This window comes from Pseudomonas wadenswilerensis, from assembly GCF_900497695.1.
Lineage (GTDB): Bacteria > Pseudomonadota > Gammaproteobacteria > Pseudomonadales > Pseudomonadaceae > Aquipseudomonas > Aquipseudomonas wadenswilerensis.
This window is the reverse complement of record NZ_UIDD01000012.1, coordinates 390,145-408,039: the sequence shown is the minus strand read 5'-3', so window position 1 is coordinate 408,039 and position 17,895 is coordinate 390,145. Positions and strand designations below refer to the sequence as shown.

Here is a 17,895-nt window from a genome sequence, read left to right as displayed (position 1 = left end):
CGCGTTACGCGCGCGGCTGTCGTCAGCAAGGAAAAAACCAATGCTTGGACGCTTCGGCATGGATGCCGGTTCACTCCTGGGGATAGAAATTGCCCCGCCGTCTATCCGACTGGTGCAGTTGCACCGACGCAAAGGCGCCTGGCACGTGCGGGCCTGGGCGCTTGAGCCGCTGCCTGCAGGGGCCATGCTGGACGGCTGGATTGCCGACCCCGAAGTGGTCGGCCAGGCCTTGAAGCGCGCGCTGCAGCGCAGTGGTAGCCGCTGTCGGCAGGCCGCTGTGGCATTGCCGGCCGCGCGGGCCATCAGCAAATTGATGACGCTGCCGACAGGCCTGAGCGATGCCGAAGTCGCTGCACAGGTGCGCGATGCCGCCGAGCAGTTCATCCCCTTTGACCTTGAAGACACCGCTCTGGATTACCGGGTGCTGGAGCCGCCTGCCGGCGATGCTGTGAGCGTGCAGGTGGCTGTTGCGGCCTGCCATCGCGGGTTGCTGGATGTGCTGGAGGGCACCTTTGAAGTCGCAGGGCTGAGCGCCAGGGTGCTGGAGGTTGATAGCCATGCATTGCAGCGTGCGACCACTGACGATGCGGCAGCGCTGCAGATCGACGCCGATCTTTCCCACGAGGCATCGAGCCTGACCGTTGCCTGCGGCCTGGCCATGCGGGGTGTGCGGCTAAACCTGTTGCCATGGCGCGAGCGCCGCCATCAACTGTGTATTCGAAGGTTTCAGGCAGGCTGTGCCGGTGTTGTGCTGCTGGCGGCTGTTGCCACCGGGGTTGTTGATTACCATTTTCGGGGCGTGTTGCAGGAACAGGCGTTGAGTCAGGCCGCGCTCAAACAGGGCGGTGGGCAGCGGGAGCCTGAGGCCTTGTTGCATGAACTGCGTCAGTTGGAGGGCTTGCAGGCCGGTCGCTATTTCGCCGTGGATTTGCTCGAGCAGGTCGAGCGGGCCATGCCCGACGGACTGTACCTCACCGCCCTGAGCCAGGAGCCGACTGCGCTAAGGCTTGCCGGGATGGCTCAGTCGGCTTCAGCGGTTGCGCAGCTGGCAGGCAGCCTTTCGTCTTCACCCTTGATCAGTTCTGCCGAATTACAGCAGTTGAGTGCAGTCGAGGAAGGCCATGCGTTCGAGCTGGTCGCAGCCCTGAAGGTTGCGCCTTGAGCTTCTGGGGTCGGGTGGCACGGTGCGTCTGGCCTGTGCAGGTTGTGATGCTGACAGGGTTGCTGGCACTGCTGGCGGGCTTGGCTTACACCCTGCATTTGCGGCCGTTGATGACGCAGGCAGCCCAAGTGGCCGATCAATCGCCGCGCGAGGGTGCAGGCAGCGTCGAGCAGGCCGCAGCAGTGCGCAGCCGACTGCAACAAGCCCGCTGGCAATTGTCGGTGGGGAGTGACGAGCCAGCTGTGTTCGAAACCCTGTCCCGCCTGGCCGAGGCCCATGAGGTGGCCATCGAACAGTTGCAGGTACTCGAAGCGTCGTCCGCGGAGCACTACCTTGAACTCCCCCTGCAACTGCGTCTGCGTGGCGCCTTTTCGGCCCTCGCCGCGTTCTTTGCTGACCTGGCCGGGCAATCGCGGCTGGTGACCTTGCATGGCCTTTCGCTCAAGCCGGCCGATGCGGGGCTTATGCACATGGAACTGCAAGCCCGGTCCTATCGTCAGCACTCGCTGCATGCCTTGGCAGAGGGCCTGCAGCCGTCGCTTCCCGAGCGACGAGCAGTCACTGTGCTGCGCGATCCCTTTGCGCCTTCTGCTCTGCAGCCGTATGCCGATGGGTTGCAGCGCCTGGCGCTGGAGCGGCTAGAGATGGTCGGTAGCCTGGCCAGTCGCGGAGTCCGCTACGCGCTGATTCAGGCCGATGGCCGGGTGCATCGGCTGCAGGTCGGCGACCGGCTGGGCCGTGATCAGGGGCAGGTTGTCGAGGTCGGTGAGCGCCAGATCGAAGTCATCGAGCAGGTTTTTGTCGCCGGCCAAGGCTGGCAAGCGCGGCGGCGAATACTCGCCCTGCGATGAAGGTGCTGACCAGGGAGGTCATCGATGGGCAAGGGAGGTGTTGTTGCCGCGCTGATAGGGAGCTGCCTGTCTGCCGGTGCGTTTGCGGGGAAGCAGCTGTACGGCGGTGAGCCGCTGTCGTTGAATTTCCAGGATGTCGAGGTACGCACGGTGTTGCAGGTGCTGGCCGACTTTTCTGGGGTCAACCTGGTGGCCAGTGATGCGGTGCAGGGCAAGGTGACTTTGCGTTTGCAGGATGTGCCCTGGGATCACGCGTTGGACCTGGTGCTGCGCAGCAAGGGCCTGGAGCAACGCAAGGACGGTAATGTGCTGTTGGTCGCGCCGCTTGCCGAGCTGGCCGGATCAGTGCCGTCACGGCGCGAGCTGATCCCGATTCACCACGCCAAGGCCACTGATATTGCCGAGCTTTTCCATGCCCTGATGGCCCATGAGGCCGGGGGCGCCAGCCACGGCTCGCTGAGTGTCGACGAGCGCACCAACACCCTGGTCGCCAGTCAGCCGCCGGAGCGCCTGGAAGAGCTGCGCAGGCTGATCGGCGAACTGGACGTGCCGGTTCGTCAGGTGATGATCGAAGCACGCATCGTCGAGGCCAATGTCGATTTCGAGAAGAGTCTTGGGGTGCGCTGGGGTGGGGCTGTGCAGGTGGGCAAGGGCTTGAGCCTTGGCAGCGCCGAGACTTTTGTCGACCTCGGTGTCGATCGGGCGGCGGCTAGCATCGGGGTTGGCCTGGTGCGCAATAACGTATTGCTCGATCTGGAACTCAGCGCCATGGAAAAGACCGGCAACGGCGAAGTCATCTCCCAGCCCAAGGTGGTTACCGCCGACAAGGAAACCGCGCGGATCCTCAAGGGCACCGAAGTGCCGTACCAGGAAACCAGCGGCAGCGGTGCCACGTCCGTGACCTTCCGCGAGGCGTCGCTGTCTCTTGAGGTGACCCCGCAGATTACCCCGGACAACCGGGTGATCATGGCGGTCAAGGTGACCAAGGACGAGCCCGACTACCTCAATGCCCTTGATCACGTGCCGGCGATCCGCAAGAACGAGGTCAACGCCAAGGTACGCATCAATGATGGCGAGACCATCGTGATCGGCGGCGTGTACTCGACGGTGCAAAGTAAAGTTGTCGACAAGGTGCCATTTTTCGGCGATGTGCCGTATGTTGGGCGGCTGTTTCGTCGCGATGTTCTACAAGAGAAAAAATCCGAGCTGCTGGTCTTCCTGACTCCGCGTATCATGAGTGACCAGGCGATTGCTGTGAGTCGTTGATTCTGTGCGAAATTTGATACTTGTGGGGCCGATGGGTGCTGGCAAAAGCACCATCGGCCGCCTGCTGGCCAAAGAGCTGCGCCTGCCGTTCAAGGATTCCGACAAGGAAATTGAATTGCGCACCGGCGCCAATATCCCGTGGATCTTCGACAAGGAAGGCGAGCCGGGCTTTCGTGACCGCGAGCAGGCGATGATCGCCGAGCTTTGCGCGTTAGATGGCGTGGTGCTGGCTACCGGTGGTGGCGCGGTGATGCGCGATGCTAACCGCCAGTCCCTGCATGCCGGCGGGCGGGTGGTGTACCTGCACGCCTCGGTCGAGCAGCAGGTCGGGCGCACCTCGCGTGATCGCAACCGGCCGTTGCTGCGCACGGCCAACCCGGAGGCGACCTTGCGCGCGCTGCTGGAGGTTCGCGACCCGCTTTACCGCGAGATTGCCGATCTGGTGGTGGAAACCGACGAACGGCCGCCGCGGATGGTGGTGCAGGATATTCTCGAGCGCTTGCAGAAGTTGCCGCCCCGTTAAGCCAGGACTATCCTCGGCGACCAGTCATGCCGTGACAGGGCACACCGTTATCGCGCGGTTCGAGCCATCGATGCCGCGCCTAGTTCATTGTGGGGACACATGCAGACACTAAAGGTCGAATTGGGCGAACGTAGCTACCCGATCTACATTGGCGAAGGCCTGCTGGATCAGCCTGAACTGCTGGCGCCGCATATCGCTGGCCGGCAGGTCGCCATCGTGTCCAACGAGACTGTCGCGCCCCTCTATCTCGACCGTCTGCGCAAGACCCTGGGTGCCTATTCGGTGCTGCCGGTGGTGTTGCCGGATGGTGAGGCTTACAAGAACTGGGAAACCCTGCAGCTGATCTTCGATGCGCTGCTGACTGCCCGCCACGACCGCCGTACTACCGTGGTCGCGCTTGGCGGCGGGGTGATTGGCGACATGGCCGGCTTTGCTGCTGCCTGCTACCAGCGCGGCGTGGATTTCATCCAGGTGCCGACGACCTTGCTGTCCCAGGTCGATTCGTCGGTGGGTGGCAAGACCGGTATCAACCACCCGCTGGGCAAGAACATGGTCGGTGCCTTCTATCAGCCCAACGCGGTGCTGATCGACACCCGCAGCCTCAATTCCCTGCCACCGCGCGAGCTGTCGGCGGGCCTGGCCGAAGTGATCAAGTACGGCCTGATCTGTGACGAACCGTTTCTTGGCTGGCTCGAAGAGCACATGCAGGCCCTGCGCGGCCTCGACCAGGCGGCGCTGACTGAAGCCATCCGCCGTTCCTGCGCGGCCAAGGCCGCGGTGGTTGGCGCCGATGAACGCGAGTCGGGCGTGCGCGCCACCCTGAACCTGGGCCACACGTTTGGCCACGCCATCGAGACCCACATGGGCTATGGTGTGTGGCTTCACGGTGAGGCCGTCGCTGCTGGCACCGTAATGGCCCTGGAGATGTCCATGCGCCTGGGCTGGATCAGCCAGCAGGAGCGTGACCGTGGTATCCGTCTGTTCCAGGATGCAGGCTTGCCGGTTGTGCCGCCGGCACAGATGTCCCCGGCGCAGTTCATGGAACACATGGCAGTAGATAAAAAGGTACTCGACGGTCGTCTGCGTCTGGTCCTGCTGCGCCGCATGGGCGAAGCGGTGGTCACCGACGACTATCCAAAAGAGATTCTTCAGGCCACGCTGGCCGCGGATTACCGCGCGATCGTGGCCCAGCTTTGAGGTTGATGAGCGTCCGATGACTAGTTTGCATGCCGACGAGGCCTTTCTCGGCCATTACCAGTTGAACCACGACCCCTTCGCTGCACGGGTGCCGGGTTTCAAATTCTTCCCTGCCCAGCGCAAGCCGGTGCTCGGTCAACTGCACCACCTGGCCCGTTACAGCCAGTTGCTGCTGGTGGTCACCGGCCCTCAAGGCAGTGGCAAGACCCTGCTGCGCCAGGCCCTGGTGGCCAGCACCAACAAGCAATCGGTGCAGAGCGTGGTGGTTTCCGCCCGTGGCGCCAGCGATGCCGCCAGCCTGCTCGCCCAGGTTGCCCAGTCGCTGGGCGTGGCCCAGGCTGAAGTTCCGGACATTCTTGCCCAGGTGGTGCAACTGGCACTGACCGGGCAGGAAGTCTATCTGCTGGTGGACGATGCGGAACAACTTGGCGAGTCGGCACTCCAAGCCTTGCTGGAGTTGGCGGCGGGCACTCCGGAAGGGCGTCCGCATGTCTTCCTGTTTGGCGAGCCGTCACTGATCGCCGGGCTGGAAGAGCTCAATGCCGAGCAAGAGCGGTTTCACGTCATCGAGCTTGAGCCCTACAGCGAAGAAGAAACCCGTGAATACCTCGAGCAGCGCCTGGAAGGTGCCGGGCGGGGCATCGAGGTGTTCAGCAGTGAGCAGATCGTTGATATTCACCAAAACTCTGACGGCTGGCCTGGGGCAATCAACCAGGTCGCCCGCGATACCTTGATCGAAGCCATGATCGCCAGCCGCACAACGGCGAAGCGACCATCAATGGGGTTCAATATGCCGAAGAAACATGTGCTGGCGTTGTCTGCAGTCGTTGTGGTCGCCGTCGCGGCCGCCGTGCTGATGCCGAAGAAGGGTGACCAGGCGCCTACTGCCCCTGCCGAGCAGGCGCAACTGCCACTGGGCGAAGGTCAGCCAGGCAATGCCCAGTCGAACAATGGCGGCCCGGCGATCGAATTCGCCGGCAACTCGCAGCCGATGCCCCTGCCGCTGGTAGGCCAGTCGCAACCGGTCATGCGTGGCCCGCTGGCCGAGTCCACCGGCATGGGTGAAGGCGAAGAATCCACGCCGGCTGGCGAAACCGCTCTGCAACCGCCGACCGTCACCACGATTGCACCGCCAGCGGGTGTCGCCGCTGGCCCGGCGCCAACGCCAGCACAGCCTGTTGCTGCGGCACAGCCGGTTGCACCTGTGCAGCAGCCGGTAGCGCCAGTTGCCAGCAAGCCGGTTGCACCGGTGGCCAAGCCTGCGCCAACCCAGGTTGCAACCGCCAAGCCTGCGCCTAAACCTGCAGAGAAGCCGGCGGCCAAGCCTGCGGCCGGTGGTAGCTGGTATGCCGGGCAGAAGCCGGGCAATTATGTCGTGCAAATCCTCGGTACCAGCTCCGAAGCGTCGGCCCAGGCCTTCGTCAAGGCTCAAGGTGGCGACTATCGCTACTTCAAGAAAACCCTGCAGGGCAAGCCACTGTACGTCATCACTTACGGCAACTTTGCCAGCCGTGATGCCGCTCTGGCTGCAATCAAGGCCTTGCCAGCCAAGGTCCAGGCTGGTAAACCTTGGCCACGTACCGTCGCCAGCGTCCAACAAGAACTGGCCTCGACCCGCTGATATAGCCTGGTGGCACTACCCCCGCCACCTGCTGAGCGACTCCTGAACATCGGTCAAGCCTGCTGCGTACTGCGCGGCAGGCTTTTCTGTCCCAGACTGCCGGCCACAAGCCCATCTTGCAGTCCAGGCTGAAACGCTTCAGACTCAAGCCATGCCGTTACCACGGCGCACGCTTAAAAACATTCAAAAACGCGACATGGATTTACGGCAATTCGTCGTAAATTTGTGGGCTTCCCTGTCGCTGTGCAACAATGGCTCCCCTATTGCCCCCGCAAAGCTGGCATTCGTTCGGCGTGGATGGTAAGTGGTTGTACTAAAAAAAGATTTGCCTTGGTGAGAGGCGAACCTGGTGAGAAAGTGTCTATGAAAACAGGTCTGTACCATCCCGAAGAATTCAAGGATAACTGTGGTTTCGGCCTGATCGCCCATATGACGGGCGAACCCAGCCACCACCTTTTGCAAACGGCCATCCAGGCCCTGACCTGCATGACCCACCGCGGTGGGATCAACGCCGACGGCAAGACCGGCGACGGTTGCGGTCTGCTCATGCAGAAGCCCGATCAGTTCCTGCGCGCCGTGGCCCGCGAACAGTTCGGCAATGAGCTGCCCAAGCAGTACGCGGTCGGCATGGTGTTCTTCAATCAGGACAACGCCAAGGCTGAAGCCGCGCGCGCCAACATGAACCGCGAGATCCTCGCGGCGGGCCTGCAACTGGTGGGCTGGCGCAAAGTGCCGATCGACACCAGCGTCCTCGGCCGCCTGGCCCTGGAGCGCCTGCCGCAGATCGAGCAGGTGTTCGTTGGCGGTGAAGGCCTGAGCGATCAGGAATTCGCCATCAAGCTGTTCAGTTCCCGTCGTCGCTCTTCGGTGGCCAATGCCGCCGACACCGACCACTACATCTGCAGCTTTTCGCACAAGACCATCATCTACAAAGGCCTGATGATGCCGGCGGACCTCGCCGCCTTCTATCCGGACCTGAGCGACGAGCGCCTGCAAACCGCGATCTGCGTGTTCCACCAGCGCTTCTCGACCAACACCCTGCCGAAATGGCCGCTGGCGCAGCCGTTCCGCTTCCTCGCCCATAACGGCGAAATCAACACCATCACCGGTAACCGCAACTGGGCCCAGGCGCGTCGCACCAAGTTCGCCAACGACCTGATCCCCGACCTCGAAGAGCTCGGCCCGCTGGTCAACCGTGTCGGTTCCGACTCCTCGAGCATGGACAACATGCTCGAACTGATGGTCACTGGCGGCATCGACCTGTTCCGTGGCGTGCGCATGATCATTCCGCCGGCGTGGCAGAACGTCGAGACCATGGACGCCGACCTGCGCGCCTTCTACGAATACAACTCCATGCACATGGAAGCGTGGGACGGCCCGGCCGGTGTGGTACTGACCGAAGGCCGCCACGCGGTGTGCCTGCTCGACCGCAACGGCCTGCGCCCGGCGCGCTGGGTCACCACCAAGAACGGCTACATCACCCTGGCGTCGGAAATCGGCGTGTGGGACTACAAGCCCGAAGACGTGATCGCCAAGGGCCGTGTCGGCCCGGGGCAGATCTTTGCCGTGGACACCGAAACCGGGCAGATCCTCGACACCGATGCCATCGACAACCGCCTGAAGTCGCGCCACCCGTACAAGCGCTGGCTGCGTCAGAATGCCCTGCGCATCCAGGCTGACCTCAGCGACGACCAGGGCGTGGCCAGCTACGACGCTGACCAGCTCAAGCAATACATGAAGATGTTCCAGGTCACCTTCGAAGAGCGCGACCAGGTGCTGCGTCCGCTCGGCGAACAAGGCCAGGAAGCGGTCGGTTCGATGGGCGACGACACGCCGATGGCGATCCTTTCGCAGCGCGTGCGTTCGATCTACGACTACTTCCGCCAGCAGTTCGCCCAGGTCACCAACCCGCCGATCGACCCGCTGCGTGAAGCGATCGTCATGTCGCTGGAGATCTGCCTGGGTGCCGAGCGCAACATCTTCCAGGAATCCCCCGAGCACGCCTCGCGGGTGATCCTCAGCTCGCCAGTGATCTCGCCGGCCAAATGGCGTTCGCTGATGAACCTCGACCGTCCCGGTTTCGAGCGTCAGTTGATCGACCTCAACTACGCAGAAGGCCTTGGCCTGGAAGCAGCGGTGCGCAACATCGCCGACCAGGCCGAAGAAGCCGTGCGCAGCGGCAAGACCCAGCTGGTGCTGAGCGACCGCCATATCGCCCCGGGCAAGCTGCCGGTACATGCCTCGCTGGCCGTGGGTGCCGTGCACCACCGCCTGACCGAGCTGGGCCTGCGTTGCGACAGCAACATCCTGGTTGAAACCGCCACCGCCCGCGACCCGCATCACTTCGCCGTGCTGATCGGTTTCGGTGCTTCGGCCGTCTATCCGTACCTGGCCTATGAAGTGCTGGCCGACCTGATCCGCACCGGCGAAGTGCTCGGTGACCTGGACGAAGTGTTCAAGTACTACCGCAAGGGCATCTCCAAGGGCCTGTTGAAGATCCTCTCGAAGATGGGTATCTCGACTGTCGGTTCCTACCGTGGTGCGCAGTTGTTCGAAGCCGTCGGCCTCTCGGAAGAAGTGGTGAACCTGAGCTTCCGTGGCGTTGCCAGCCGCCTGAAAGGCGCCCGTTTCGTCGACATCGAGAACGAGCAGAAGCTACTCGCCGCCGAAGCGTGGAGCGCGCGCAAGCCGATCCAGCAGGGTGGCCTGCTGAAGTTCGTCCACGGTGGCGAATACCACGCCTACAACCCGGACGTGGTCAACACCCTGCAGGCCGCCGTGCAGCAGGGCGACTACAGCAAGTTCAAGGAATACACCGCGCTGGTCGACACGCGTCCGGTGTCGATGATTCGCGACCTGCTCAAGGTGAAAACCCTGGAGCAGCCGCTGGAGCTGAGCGAGATCGAACCGCTGGAAGCGATTCTCAAGCGCTTCGACTCCGCCGGGATCTCCCTTGGCGCGCTGTCGCCGGAGGCTCACGAAGCCCTGGCCGAGGCGATGAACCGCCTGGGTGCGCGCTCGAACTCCGGTGAGGGCGGCGAAGACCCGGCCCGCTACGGCACCATCAAGAGCTCGAAGATCAAGCAGGTGGCCACCGGCCGCTTTGGCGTAACCCCCGAGTACCTGGTCAACGCCGAAGTGCTGCAGATCAAGGTGGCCCAGGGCGCCAAGCCGGGTGAGGGCGGGCAACTGCCTGGCGGCAAGGTCAACGGCCTGATCGCCCGGTTGCGCTACGCCGTGCCTGGCGTGACCCTGATCTCGCCACCGCCGCACCATGACATCTACTCGATCGAGGACCTCTCGCAGCTGATCTTCGACCTCAAGCAGGTCAACCCGCAGGCGCTGGTTTCGGTCAAGCTGGTGGCAGAAGCGGGTGTTGGCACCATCGCCGCCGGCGTGGCCAAGGCCTATGCCGACCTGATCACCATCTCCGGCTACGACGGCGGTACCGGCGCTTCGCCGCTGACCTCGATCAAGTACGCTGGTGCGCCGTGGGAGCTTGGCCTGGCCGAAACCCACCAGACCCTGCGCGGCAACGACCTGCGCGGCAAGGTCCGGGTGCAGACCGACGGCGGCCTGAAAACCGGCCTGGACGTGATCAAGGCGGCGATCCTTGGCGCCGAAAGCTTCGGCTTCGGTACCGCACCGATGATCGCCCTGGGCTGCAAGTACCTGCGTATCTGTCACCTGAACAACTGCGCCACCGGCGTCGCCACCCAGAACGACAAGCTGCGCAAGGATCACTACATCGGCACCGTCGACATGGTGGTGAACTTCTTCACCTACGTCGCCGAAGAAACCCGTGAGTGGCTGGCCAAGCTGGGCGTGCGCAGCCTCGGCGAGCTGATCGGGCGTACCGACCTGCTGGAAATGCTCCCCGGCGAAACCGAGAAGCAGAAGCACCTGGACCTCAGCCCGCTGCTGGGCAGCGAGCACGTGCCGGCCGACAAGCCGCAGTTCTGCGAAGTCGACCGCAACCCGCCGTTCGACAAGGGCGTGCTGGCCGAGAAGATGGTCGATATGGCCCTGCCGGCCATCCGCGACCTGTCGGGCGCCGAGTTCGCCCTGGACATCTGCAACTGCGACCGCTCCATCGGCGCGCGGATTTCCGGCGAAATCGCCCGCCTGCACGGCAACCAGGGCATGGCCAAGGCACCGATCACCTTCCGCTTCAAGGGCACTGCCGGGCAGAGCTTCGGCGTATGGAACGCCGGTGGCCTGAACATGTACCTCGAAGGCGATGCCAACGACTACGTCGGTAAAGGCATGACCGGTGGCAAGCTGGTGATCGTACCGCCTGCGGGCAGCCCGTTCGCTACCCAGCACAGCGCCATCATCGGCAACACCTGCCTGTACGGCGCCACTGGCGGCAAGCTGTTCGCCGCCGGTACCGCGGGCGAGCGCTTTGCCGTGCGCAACTCCGGTGCCCACGCGATTGTCGAGGGCACAGGCGATCACTGCTGTGAGTACATGACCGGTGGCTTTGTCTGCGTTCTGGGCAAGACCGGTTACAACTTCGGCTCGGGCATGACCGGTGGTTTTGCCTACGTGCTGGACATGGACAACAGCTTCGTCGACAAGCTCAACCACGAACTGGTCGAGATCCAGCGCATCAGCGGCGAGGCCATGGAGGCTTATCGCAGCCACCTGCAGCGCGTGCTGGCTGAATACGTCGAAGAAACCAACAGCGAATGGGGTCGTGAGCTCTGGGAAAACCTGGACGACTACGTGCGGCGCTTCTGGCTGGTCAAGCCGAAGGCGGCCAACCTGAAGAACCTGCTGTCCAGCACCCGTGCCAACCCGCAGTGATATGCGCCTGAAGAGTTTGATGAGGTTTTGAACATGGCTGAACGTCTGAGTAATGACTTCCAGTTCATCGAGGTCGGGCGCAAGGATCCGAAGAAGAAACTGTTGCGTCAACGCAAGAAAGAGTTCGTGGAAATCTACGAGCCCTTCAAACCCCAGCAGTCGGCCGAACAGGCCCACCGCTGCCTGGGCTGTGGCAACCCGTACTGCGAGTGGAAGTGCCCGGTGCACAACTTCATCCCCAACTGGTTGAAGCTGGTCGCCGAAGGCAACATCCTCGCCGCCGCGGAGCTGTCGCACCAGACCAACACCCTGCCGGAAGTCTGCGGCCGGGTGTGCCCGCAGGACCGCCTGTGCGAGGGTGCCTGCACCCTCAACGACGGCTTTGGCGCGGTGACCATCGGCTCGGTGGAGAAGTACATCACCGACACCGCTTTCGCCATGGGCTGGCGCCCGGACATGTCCAAGGTCAAGCCGACCGGCAAGCGCGTTGCCATCATCGGCGCCGGTCCGGCCGGCCTGGGTTGCGCCGACGTGCTGGTGCGCGGCGGGGTGACTCCGGTGGTGTTCGACCGCAACCCGGAAATCGGCGGCTTGCTGACCTTCGGCATCCCCGAGTTCAAGCTGGAAAAGACCGTGCTGAGCAATCGCCGCGAAGTCTTCACCGGCATGGGCATCGAGTTCCGCCTCAACACCGAGGTGGGCAAGGATGTCAGCATGGAGCAGCTGCTCGAGGAATACGATGCCGTGTTCATGGGCATGGGCACCTACACCTACATGAAGGGCGGCTTCCCCGGTGAAGACCTGCCCGGCGTGCACGATGCCCTGGATTTTCTGGTGGCCAACGTCAACCGCAACCTGGGCTTTGAAAAGTCGCCGGAAGATTTCGTCGACATGAAGGGCAAGAAGGTCGTGGTACTCGGTGGCGGCGACACGGCGATGGACTGCAACCGCACCTCCATCCGCCAGGGCGCCAAGGCCGTGACCTGTGCCTACCGTCGGGACGAGGCGAACATGCCCGGCTCGCGCAAAGAGGTGAAGAACGCCAAGGAAGAAGGCGTGAAGTTCCTCTACAACCGCCAGCCGATTGCGATTGTCGGTGAAGACAAGGTCGAAGGCGTGAAGGTGGTCGAGACCCGTCTCGGTGAGCCGGACGCCCGTGGCCGCCGCAGCCCCGAGCCGATCCCGGGCTCCGAAGAGATCATCCCGGCCGATGCCGTGGTCATCGCCTTCGGCTTCCGCCCGAGCCCGGCGCCGTGGTTCGAGCAGTTCAGCATCCAGACCGACAGCCAGGGCCGCGTGGTGGCACCGGAGAAGAACACCTACAAGCACCAGACCAGCAACCCGAAGATCTTCGCCGGTGGCGACATGGTCCGCGGTTCCGACCTGGTGGTGACGGCGATCTTCGAGGGGCGCAATGCCGCCGAGGGGATTCTGGATTACCTGGAGGTCTGATCGGGCCTCATCGCTGGCAAGCCAGCTCCCACAAAGTCACCGCGTACACTGTGGGAGCTGGCTTGCCAGCGATGCTTTTAAGGAAATCTATTGACCTGTCACAAGTCGATAGACAAAAGGCACGGTTGATACCGTGCCTTTTACGTTGGGCTCTGAGAAAATGCCCCCACTTTTTTTCCGGATGCCGACATGACTGCCTTGAAGAACGATCGTTTTCTGCGCGCCCTGCTCAAGCAACCCGTAGACGTCACCCCGGTGTGGATGATGCGCCAGGCCGGCCGCTACCTGCCGGAGTACCGCGCCAGCCGCGCCAAGGCCGGCGACTTCATGAGCCTGTGCATGAACCCGCAGTTTGCCTGCGAGGTCACCCTGCAACCGCTGGACCGCTACCCGCTGGACGCCGCGATCCTGTTCTCGGACATCCTCACCATCCCTGACGCCATGGGCCAGGGCCTGTACTTCGAAACCGGCGAAGGCCCGCGTTTCAAGAAGGTCATCAGCACCCTGGCCGACATCGAAGCGCTGCCGATCCCTGATCCGCAGAAGGACCTGGGCTACGTCATGGACGCGGTCAGCACCATCCGCCGCGAGCTCAATGGCCGCGTGCCGCTGATCGGCTTCTCCGGCAGCCCCTGGACCCTGGCCACCTACATGGTCGAAGGCGGCTCGTCGAAAGACTTCCGCAAGACCAAGGCCATGCTCTACGACAATCCGCAGGCCATGCACCTGCTGCTCGACAAGCTCGCGCAGTCGGTCATCAGCTACCTCAACGGGCAGATCCTCGCCGGCGCGCAAGCGGTGCAGATCTTCGATACCTGGGGTGGCAACCTGTCGGCGGCGGCCTACCAGGAGTTCTCCCTGGCCTACATGCGCAAGATCGTCAGCGGCCTGATCCGCGAGCACGAAGGGCGCAAGGTGCCGGTGATCCTCTTCACCAAGAACGGCGGCCTGTGGCTGGAAAGCATCGCCGATGCCGGCGCTGATGCCCTGGGCCTGGACTGGACCTGCGACATCGGCGAAGCCCGTCAGCGTGTCGGCAGCAAGGTTGCCCTGCAGGGCAACATGGACCCGACCGTGCTGTACGCCAAGCCGGAGGCCATTCGTGCCGAAGTCGGGCGCATCCTCGCCAGCTACGGCCATGGCACCGGTCATGTGTTCAACCTCGGTCATGGCATCACCCCGGAAGTTGATCCGGAGCACGCCGGCGCGTTCATCAACGCCGTGCACGAGCTGTCGGCGCAGTACCACTAAGTAGGAGCGGGCTTGCCCCGCGATTGCGACCTGGCTGAACCAGCGCGATCGCGGGGCAAGGCCGCTCCCACTGCCATTAAGGTTCAATTCAGCCTGCCTGGGTAATCTGGCTCCATCGAAACCCAGACAGGATCTTCACCATGAAAGCTCGTTACCTCGCTCTGCTGCTTGCCCCACTGTTCAGCACCGCTGCCCTGGCTGCCGGCTACACCGGCCCTGGCGCCCAGTCGGTGACCACGGTGGCCGCCGCTAACGACGCCGCTGACGACACCCCGGTGGTGCTGCAAGGCTACGTCATCAAGAAAGTGAACAACGATGACAAGTACGAGTTCAAGGACACCACCGGCACCATCACCGTCGAGATCGATGACGAAGACCTGCCGCCGGTGGCCTTCAACGACAAGACCAAGGTCAAGCTGACCGGTGAAGTCGAGAAGCACCTGATGAGCCGTGAAGTGGATGTTGATCTGGTTGAAGTGATTAACTAAAGAATGCATCGCGGGGCAAGCCCGCTCCTACACTGAACCTGTGGGAGCGGGCTTGCCCCGCGATTTGCATTTCAGGCCTTGGCCGGCAACCGGCTCAAGTGCACCGCCACCAGCAAGGCCACCACCAGCAAGCTGCCAATGAACAGGCCGATGCCGTTCCACCCCGCCTGATGCCAGAACACCCCGCCCGCTGTCCCCGCCACACTCGACCCCGCGTAGTAACTGAACAGGTACAACGACGACGCCTGGCCCTTGGCCTTGGTCGCCCGTCGGCCGATCCAGCTGCTGGCCACCGAGTGCGCGCCGAAAAAGCCGAAGGTAAACACCAGCATGCCAACGATGATCAGCAGCAAGGGGCTGAGCAGGGTCATCAGCAAGCCGCTGAACATCAGCAAAATGGTGGCCCAGAACACCTTGCGCCGGCCCAGCTTGTCGGCCAGCGCGCCGATCTGTGCCGAGCTGTAGATCCCCGACAGGTACACCACCGACAACAGCCCGACCAGCGCCTGGCTCATGTGATAGGGCTCGGCCAGCAGGCGATAGCCGATGTAGTTGAACAGGGTGACGAAAGCGCCCATCAGCAGGAAGGCTTCGAGGAACAGCCACGGCAGGCCGGCATCGCGAAAGTGCAGGGTGAAGCCATCAAGCAGGCTGCGCGGGTGCAGCGAGCGCGGGCGGAAGTTGCGCGATTCCGGGAGGATCTTCCAGAACACCGCCGCCGCAACCAGTGCCAGGCCGCCGATGACCAGCATCGCCGTGTGCCAGCTGACGAAGTCGATCAGCACGCCGGTGATCAAGCGCCCGCTCATGCCGCCAATGGCATTGCCACCGATGTACAGGCCCATGGCCAGGCCAATGTGCTGGGGGTGGATCTCTTCGCTGAGGTAAGTCATGGCCACCGCCGCCAGGCCGCTCAGCGACAACCCGAGCAAGGCGCGGGTCAGCAGTACGCCGTGCCAGCTGGGCATCAGGGCGCTGACGATGGTGCACAGCGCTGCGCAAAACAAGGCGAAAACCATCACCGGCTTGCGTCCGATGCGGTCGGAAATCGGCCCGGTGATCAGCAGCCCGAATGCCAGCATACCGGTGGATACCGAGAGGATCAGGCTGCTTTGCGCGGCGCTGATCGAGAACTCCTGGGACAGCAGCGGCATCATCGGCTGCACGCAGTACAGCAGGGCAAAGGTGGCAAAGCCGCCGCAGAACAGCGCCAGCACGGTACGTAAAAAGGCCGGGGTGCCTTTTTCGATCCAGCTTTCGTTGAAGGTGGCGACGATTTCGTCCAGGGGAGCAGGGGGGAGTTCGTGGGCGTGTGGCGCAACAGCAGTTTTCACGGGTGACCTCGGGGGCGCTACGGCCTGGCAGGCAGTGAAAAAAGCATATAGCTGGCTAATGATCATTTCCAATATATTGTTCGACCTGTTTAAGAGGTTTTACGACCTATTGGAGCTGCCATGGAATTGCGTCACCTGCGCTACTTCATCGCCGTCGCCGAAGAGCTGCATTTTGGCCGGGCGGCGCAGAACCTGGGGATCTCCCAACCGCCGTTGAGCCAGCAGATCCAGGCCCTGGAACAGGAGCTGGGGGCACGCTTGTTCGAGCGTACCAATCGTCGGGTCGAGCTCAGCGAGGCCGGGCGCCTGTTCCTCGAAGAGGCACGGCTGGTGCTGGCGCAAGTCGACAAGGCTGCCGATGTCGCCCGACGTGCGCAACTGGGTGAGCTGGGCGAGATGAAGATCGGCTTCACCTCATCGGCGCCGTTCAATTCGAGCATCCCCAAGGCCATTCACGCCTTTCGCCAACGCTTCCCGGCGGTGCACCTGAACCTCAAGGAGATGAGCAGCCGCGACGTGGCCGATGCCTTGCTCGACGAGTCGATCGAAGTCGGCCTGATGCGGCCGCTGGCGTTGCCCGAGAGCCTGAATGCTGTCGAGCTGTTTCGCGAACCACTGGTGGCAGTGATCAATGCCGCTCACCCGTTGGCGCAAAGTAGCGAAGCCGGGGTGCGCATGGCGGCCCTGGCTCACGAGCCGTTCGTGTTCTTTCCGCGCAGCTATGGCAGCGGCTTGCACGCGCAGTTGCTGAGCCTGGCGCGTCAGGCCGGGTTCAGTCCGCATTTTGCCCAGGAGGCGGGGGAGGCGATGACCATCATCGGCCTGGTGGCGGCGGGGCTGGGGGTATCGGTGTTGCCGGCCTCGTTCCAGCGCATGCGTATCGACGGGGTGGTGTACCGGACCTTGCTCGACGACGACGCGGTGACGGCCGTGTGGCTTGTGCAGCGCCGCGATGCGCCGTCAGCGATGGCCAGGGCCTTTGCCGAGCTGTTGACCCGGCAGGCCCTGGAACGCAGCTGAGTTACTGGACCTTGGCCAGGTCGCCCTTCAGCGCAACGCCAGCCATGACCGCACCGGCATGGCATTCGTAGGTGGTGGCATCCTTGCGCTCGTTGCGCTTGTAGTAGCTGCTGATGTTGGTCACGGCGTTGGCGCCAACCTTGCGCGCGGCGTCCTGCATGGTCAGCAGCGCCGATTGCAGGGCCCATTCACAGGCCGCTTCGTCAGTCTTGTTGAAGGCGTTGGTCTTCTTGTTGGTGACCGCCGCCGGGCTGACCACGGTGACCTTGCCCTTGGGCTGCACGCCGGCCAGGTAGAACTTCACCGAACCGTCGAGCTTGTTCTCGGCGGTCATCTGCGCCACGACTTTCTCGAACGGCAGGTAGTGGGTGGTGTCACGGGCCTGGCTGAGGCCGGGCAGGGCGCAGAGCAGCAGAGTGGCGGTGGCGGTCCAGGTTTTCAGGCGCATCGGGTCGTTCCTTGATTATTTAACAGTGTTCGAATGCTGTTCGTTGATGGCGCGTTGCATGATGTTTTGCGCTTCCATCCTGTTCAGCTCTTGCAGGATGCTTTTGTCGAGGTTGTTCACCCAACGGTTGTAGTTGCGGTGAATCTTGCCGTTGTTGTAGCCCAGCTCGCGGCTGTCGCGGTAATTGATGCGAAAGTTGCTGACGCTGTAGCGGATGTCGACGGCGGCGTAGAAGGTGTTGCGCACCAGGATGTCGGCCTGGATCAGGTTCGGGCTGATCTTGCGGGCGGTCCAGCCACGCTCGGCCACGGCCTTGAGGATGGCCTGCTGTACCTGCTCCTGGCTGTAGTTGTGGCCAACCACCAGTTGCTCTTGCGGGGTCAGTACCGGTTTCGAGGTACAGCCAGCGAGGCCCGCCAGGGCCAGGCCGAGGACAGCGGCGCGAATCAATGAAGACATTCCTTTCTCTCCAG

Annotated in this window: 14 protein-coding genes; 11 read left to right on the top strand and 3 right to left on the bottom strand. The window is 63.1% G+C overall.

Annotated elements, in window-relative coordinates; translation table 11 throughout:
- Positions 1–40 precede the first annotated feature (40 nt).
- The 10 genes from pilM (at position 41) to CCOS864_RS26560 (ending at position 14,620) form a co-directional block, all read left to right on the top strand.
- A complete protein-coding gene (gene pilM, locus CCOS864_RS26605) occupies positions 41–1,162 on the top strand; it encodes a pilus assembly protein PilM (RefSeq protein ID WP_115089389.1) in 1,122 nt (373 codons plus the stop codon).
- A 47-nt stretch (positions 1,163–1,209) separates the two neighbouring features.
- Complete coding sequence (locus CCOS864_RS26600; RefSeq protein ID WP_148708577.1) at positions 1,210–2,013, top strand: pilus assembly protein PilP; 804 nt, start codon at positions 1,210–1,212, stop codon at positions 2,011–2,013.
- Between the two features lie 24 nt (positions 2,014–2,037).
- Positions 2,038–3,279 (top strand): type IV pilus secretin PilQ, encoded by a 1,242-nt coding sequence (locus CCOS864_RS26595; protein ID WP_115089387.1) that lies wholly within the window; start codon positions 2,038–2,040, stop codon positions 3,277–3,279.
- Positions 3,280–3,283: 4 nt separating this feature from the next.
- Positions 3,284–3,802 carry a shikimate kinase AroK gene (gene aroK / locus CCOS864_RS26590; protein ID WP_115089385.1) on the top strand — a complete coding sequence of 173 codons (519 nt, stop codon included), beginning with the start codon at positions 3,284–3,286 and terminating at the stop codon, positions 3,800–3,802.
- A gap of 99 nt (positions 3,803–3,901) precedes the next feature.
- Positions 3,902–4,999, top strand: coding sequence for a 3-dehydroquinate synthase (aroB, locus tag CCOS864_RS26585; protein ID WP_115089383.1), 1,098 nt, complete (start codon positions 3,902–3,904; stop codon positions 4,997–4,999).
- Between the two features lie 16 nt (positions 5,000–5,015).
- Positions 5,016–6,620, top strand: coding sequence for an SPOR domain-containing protein (locus tag CCOS864_RS26580; protein WP_115089380.1), 1,605 nt, complete (start codon positions 5,016–5,018; stop codon positions 6,618–6,620).
- A gap of 363 nt (positions 6,621–6,983) precedes the next feature.
- Positions 6,984–11,429 (top strand): glutamate synthase large subunit, encoded by a 4,446-nt coding sequence (gene gltB, locus CCOS864_RS26575; protein WP_115089378.1) that lies wholly within the window; start codon positions 6,984–6,986, stop codon positions 11,427–11,429.
- Positions 11,430–11,462: 33 nt separating this feature from the next.
- Complete coding sequence (locus tag CCOS864_RS26570) at positions 11,463–12,881, top strand: FAD-dependent oxidoreductase (protein ID WP_010222236.1); 1,419 nt, start codon at positions 11,463–11,465, stop codon at positions 12,879–12,881.
- A gap of 189 nt (positions 12,882–13,070) precedes the next feature.
- Positions 13,071–14,132: a uroporphyrinogen decarboxylase gene (gene hemE / locus CCOS864_RS26565; RefSeq protein WP_038997633.1), complete on the top strand. Its 1,062-nt coding sequence runs from the start codon at positions 13,071–13,073 to the stop codon at positions 14,130–14,132.
- A gap of 140 nt (positions 14,133–14,272) precedes the next feature.
- Entirely contained in the window at positions 14,273–14,620 is a 348-nt protein-coding gene (locus CCOS864_RS26560) for a YgiW/YdeI family stress tolerance OB fold protein (RefSeq protein ID WP_115089377.1), read from the top strand.
- A 71-nt stretch (positions 14,621–14,691) separates the two neighbouring features.
- On the opposite strand, the gene CCOS864_RS26555 is transcribed toward CCOS864_RS26560, so the two are convergent.
- The gene (locus CCOS864_RS26555) at positions 14,692–15,906 is read right to left on the bottom strand and encodes an MFS transporter (protein WP_233673592.1); all 1,215 of its coding nucleotides are present in this window, start codon (positions 15,904–15,906) and stop codon (positions 14,692–14,694) included.
- Between the two features lie 168 nt (positions 15,907–16,074).
- Here CCOS864_RS26555 and CCOS864_RS26550 point away from each other — a divergent pair, with 168 nt between their 5' ends.
- Complete coding sequence (locus CCOS864_RS26550; protein WP_115089373.1) at positions 16,075–16,974, top strand: LysR family transcriptional regulator; 900 nt, start codon at positions 16,075–16,077, stop codon at positions 16,972–16,974.
- Position 16,975: 1 nt separating this feature from the next.
- Here the strand turns inward: CCOS864_RS26550 and CCOS864_RS26545 are convergent, their stop codons facing one another.
- Together CCOS864_RS26545 and CCOS864_RS26540 are read right to left on the bottom strand one after the other, a co-directional pair.
- Positions 16,976–17,422, bottom strand: coding sequence for an excinuclease (locus CCOS864_RS26545; RefSeq protein ID WP_115089371.1), 447 nt, complete (start codon positions 17,420–17,422; stop codon positions 16,976–16,978).
- A 15-nt stretch (positions 17,423–17,437) separates the two neighbouring features.
- Positions 17,438–17,881, bottom strand: coding sequence for a hypothetical protein (locus CCOS864_RS26540; RefSeq protein WP_115089369.1), 444 nt, complete (start codon positions 17,879–17,881; stop codon positions 17,438–17,440).
- Positions 17,882–17,895 lie beyond the last annotated feature (14 nt).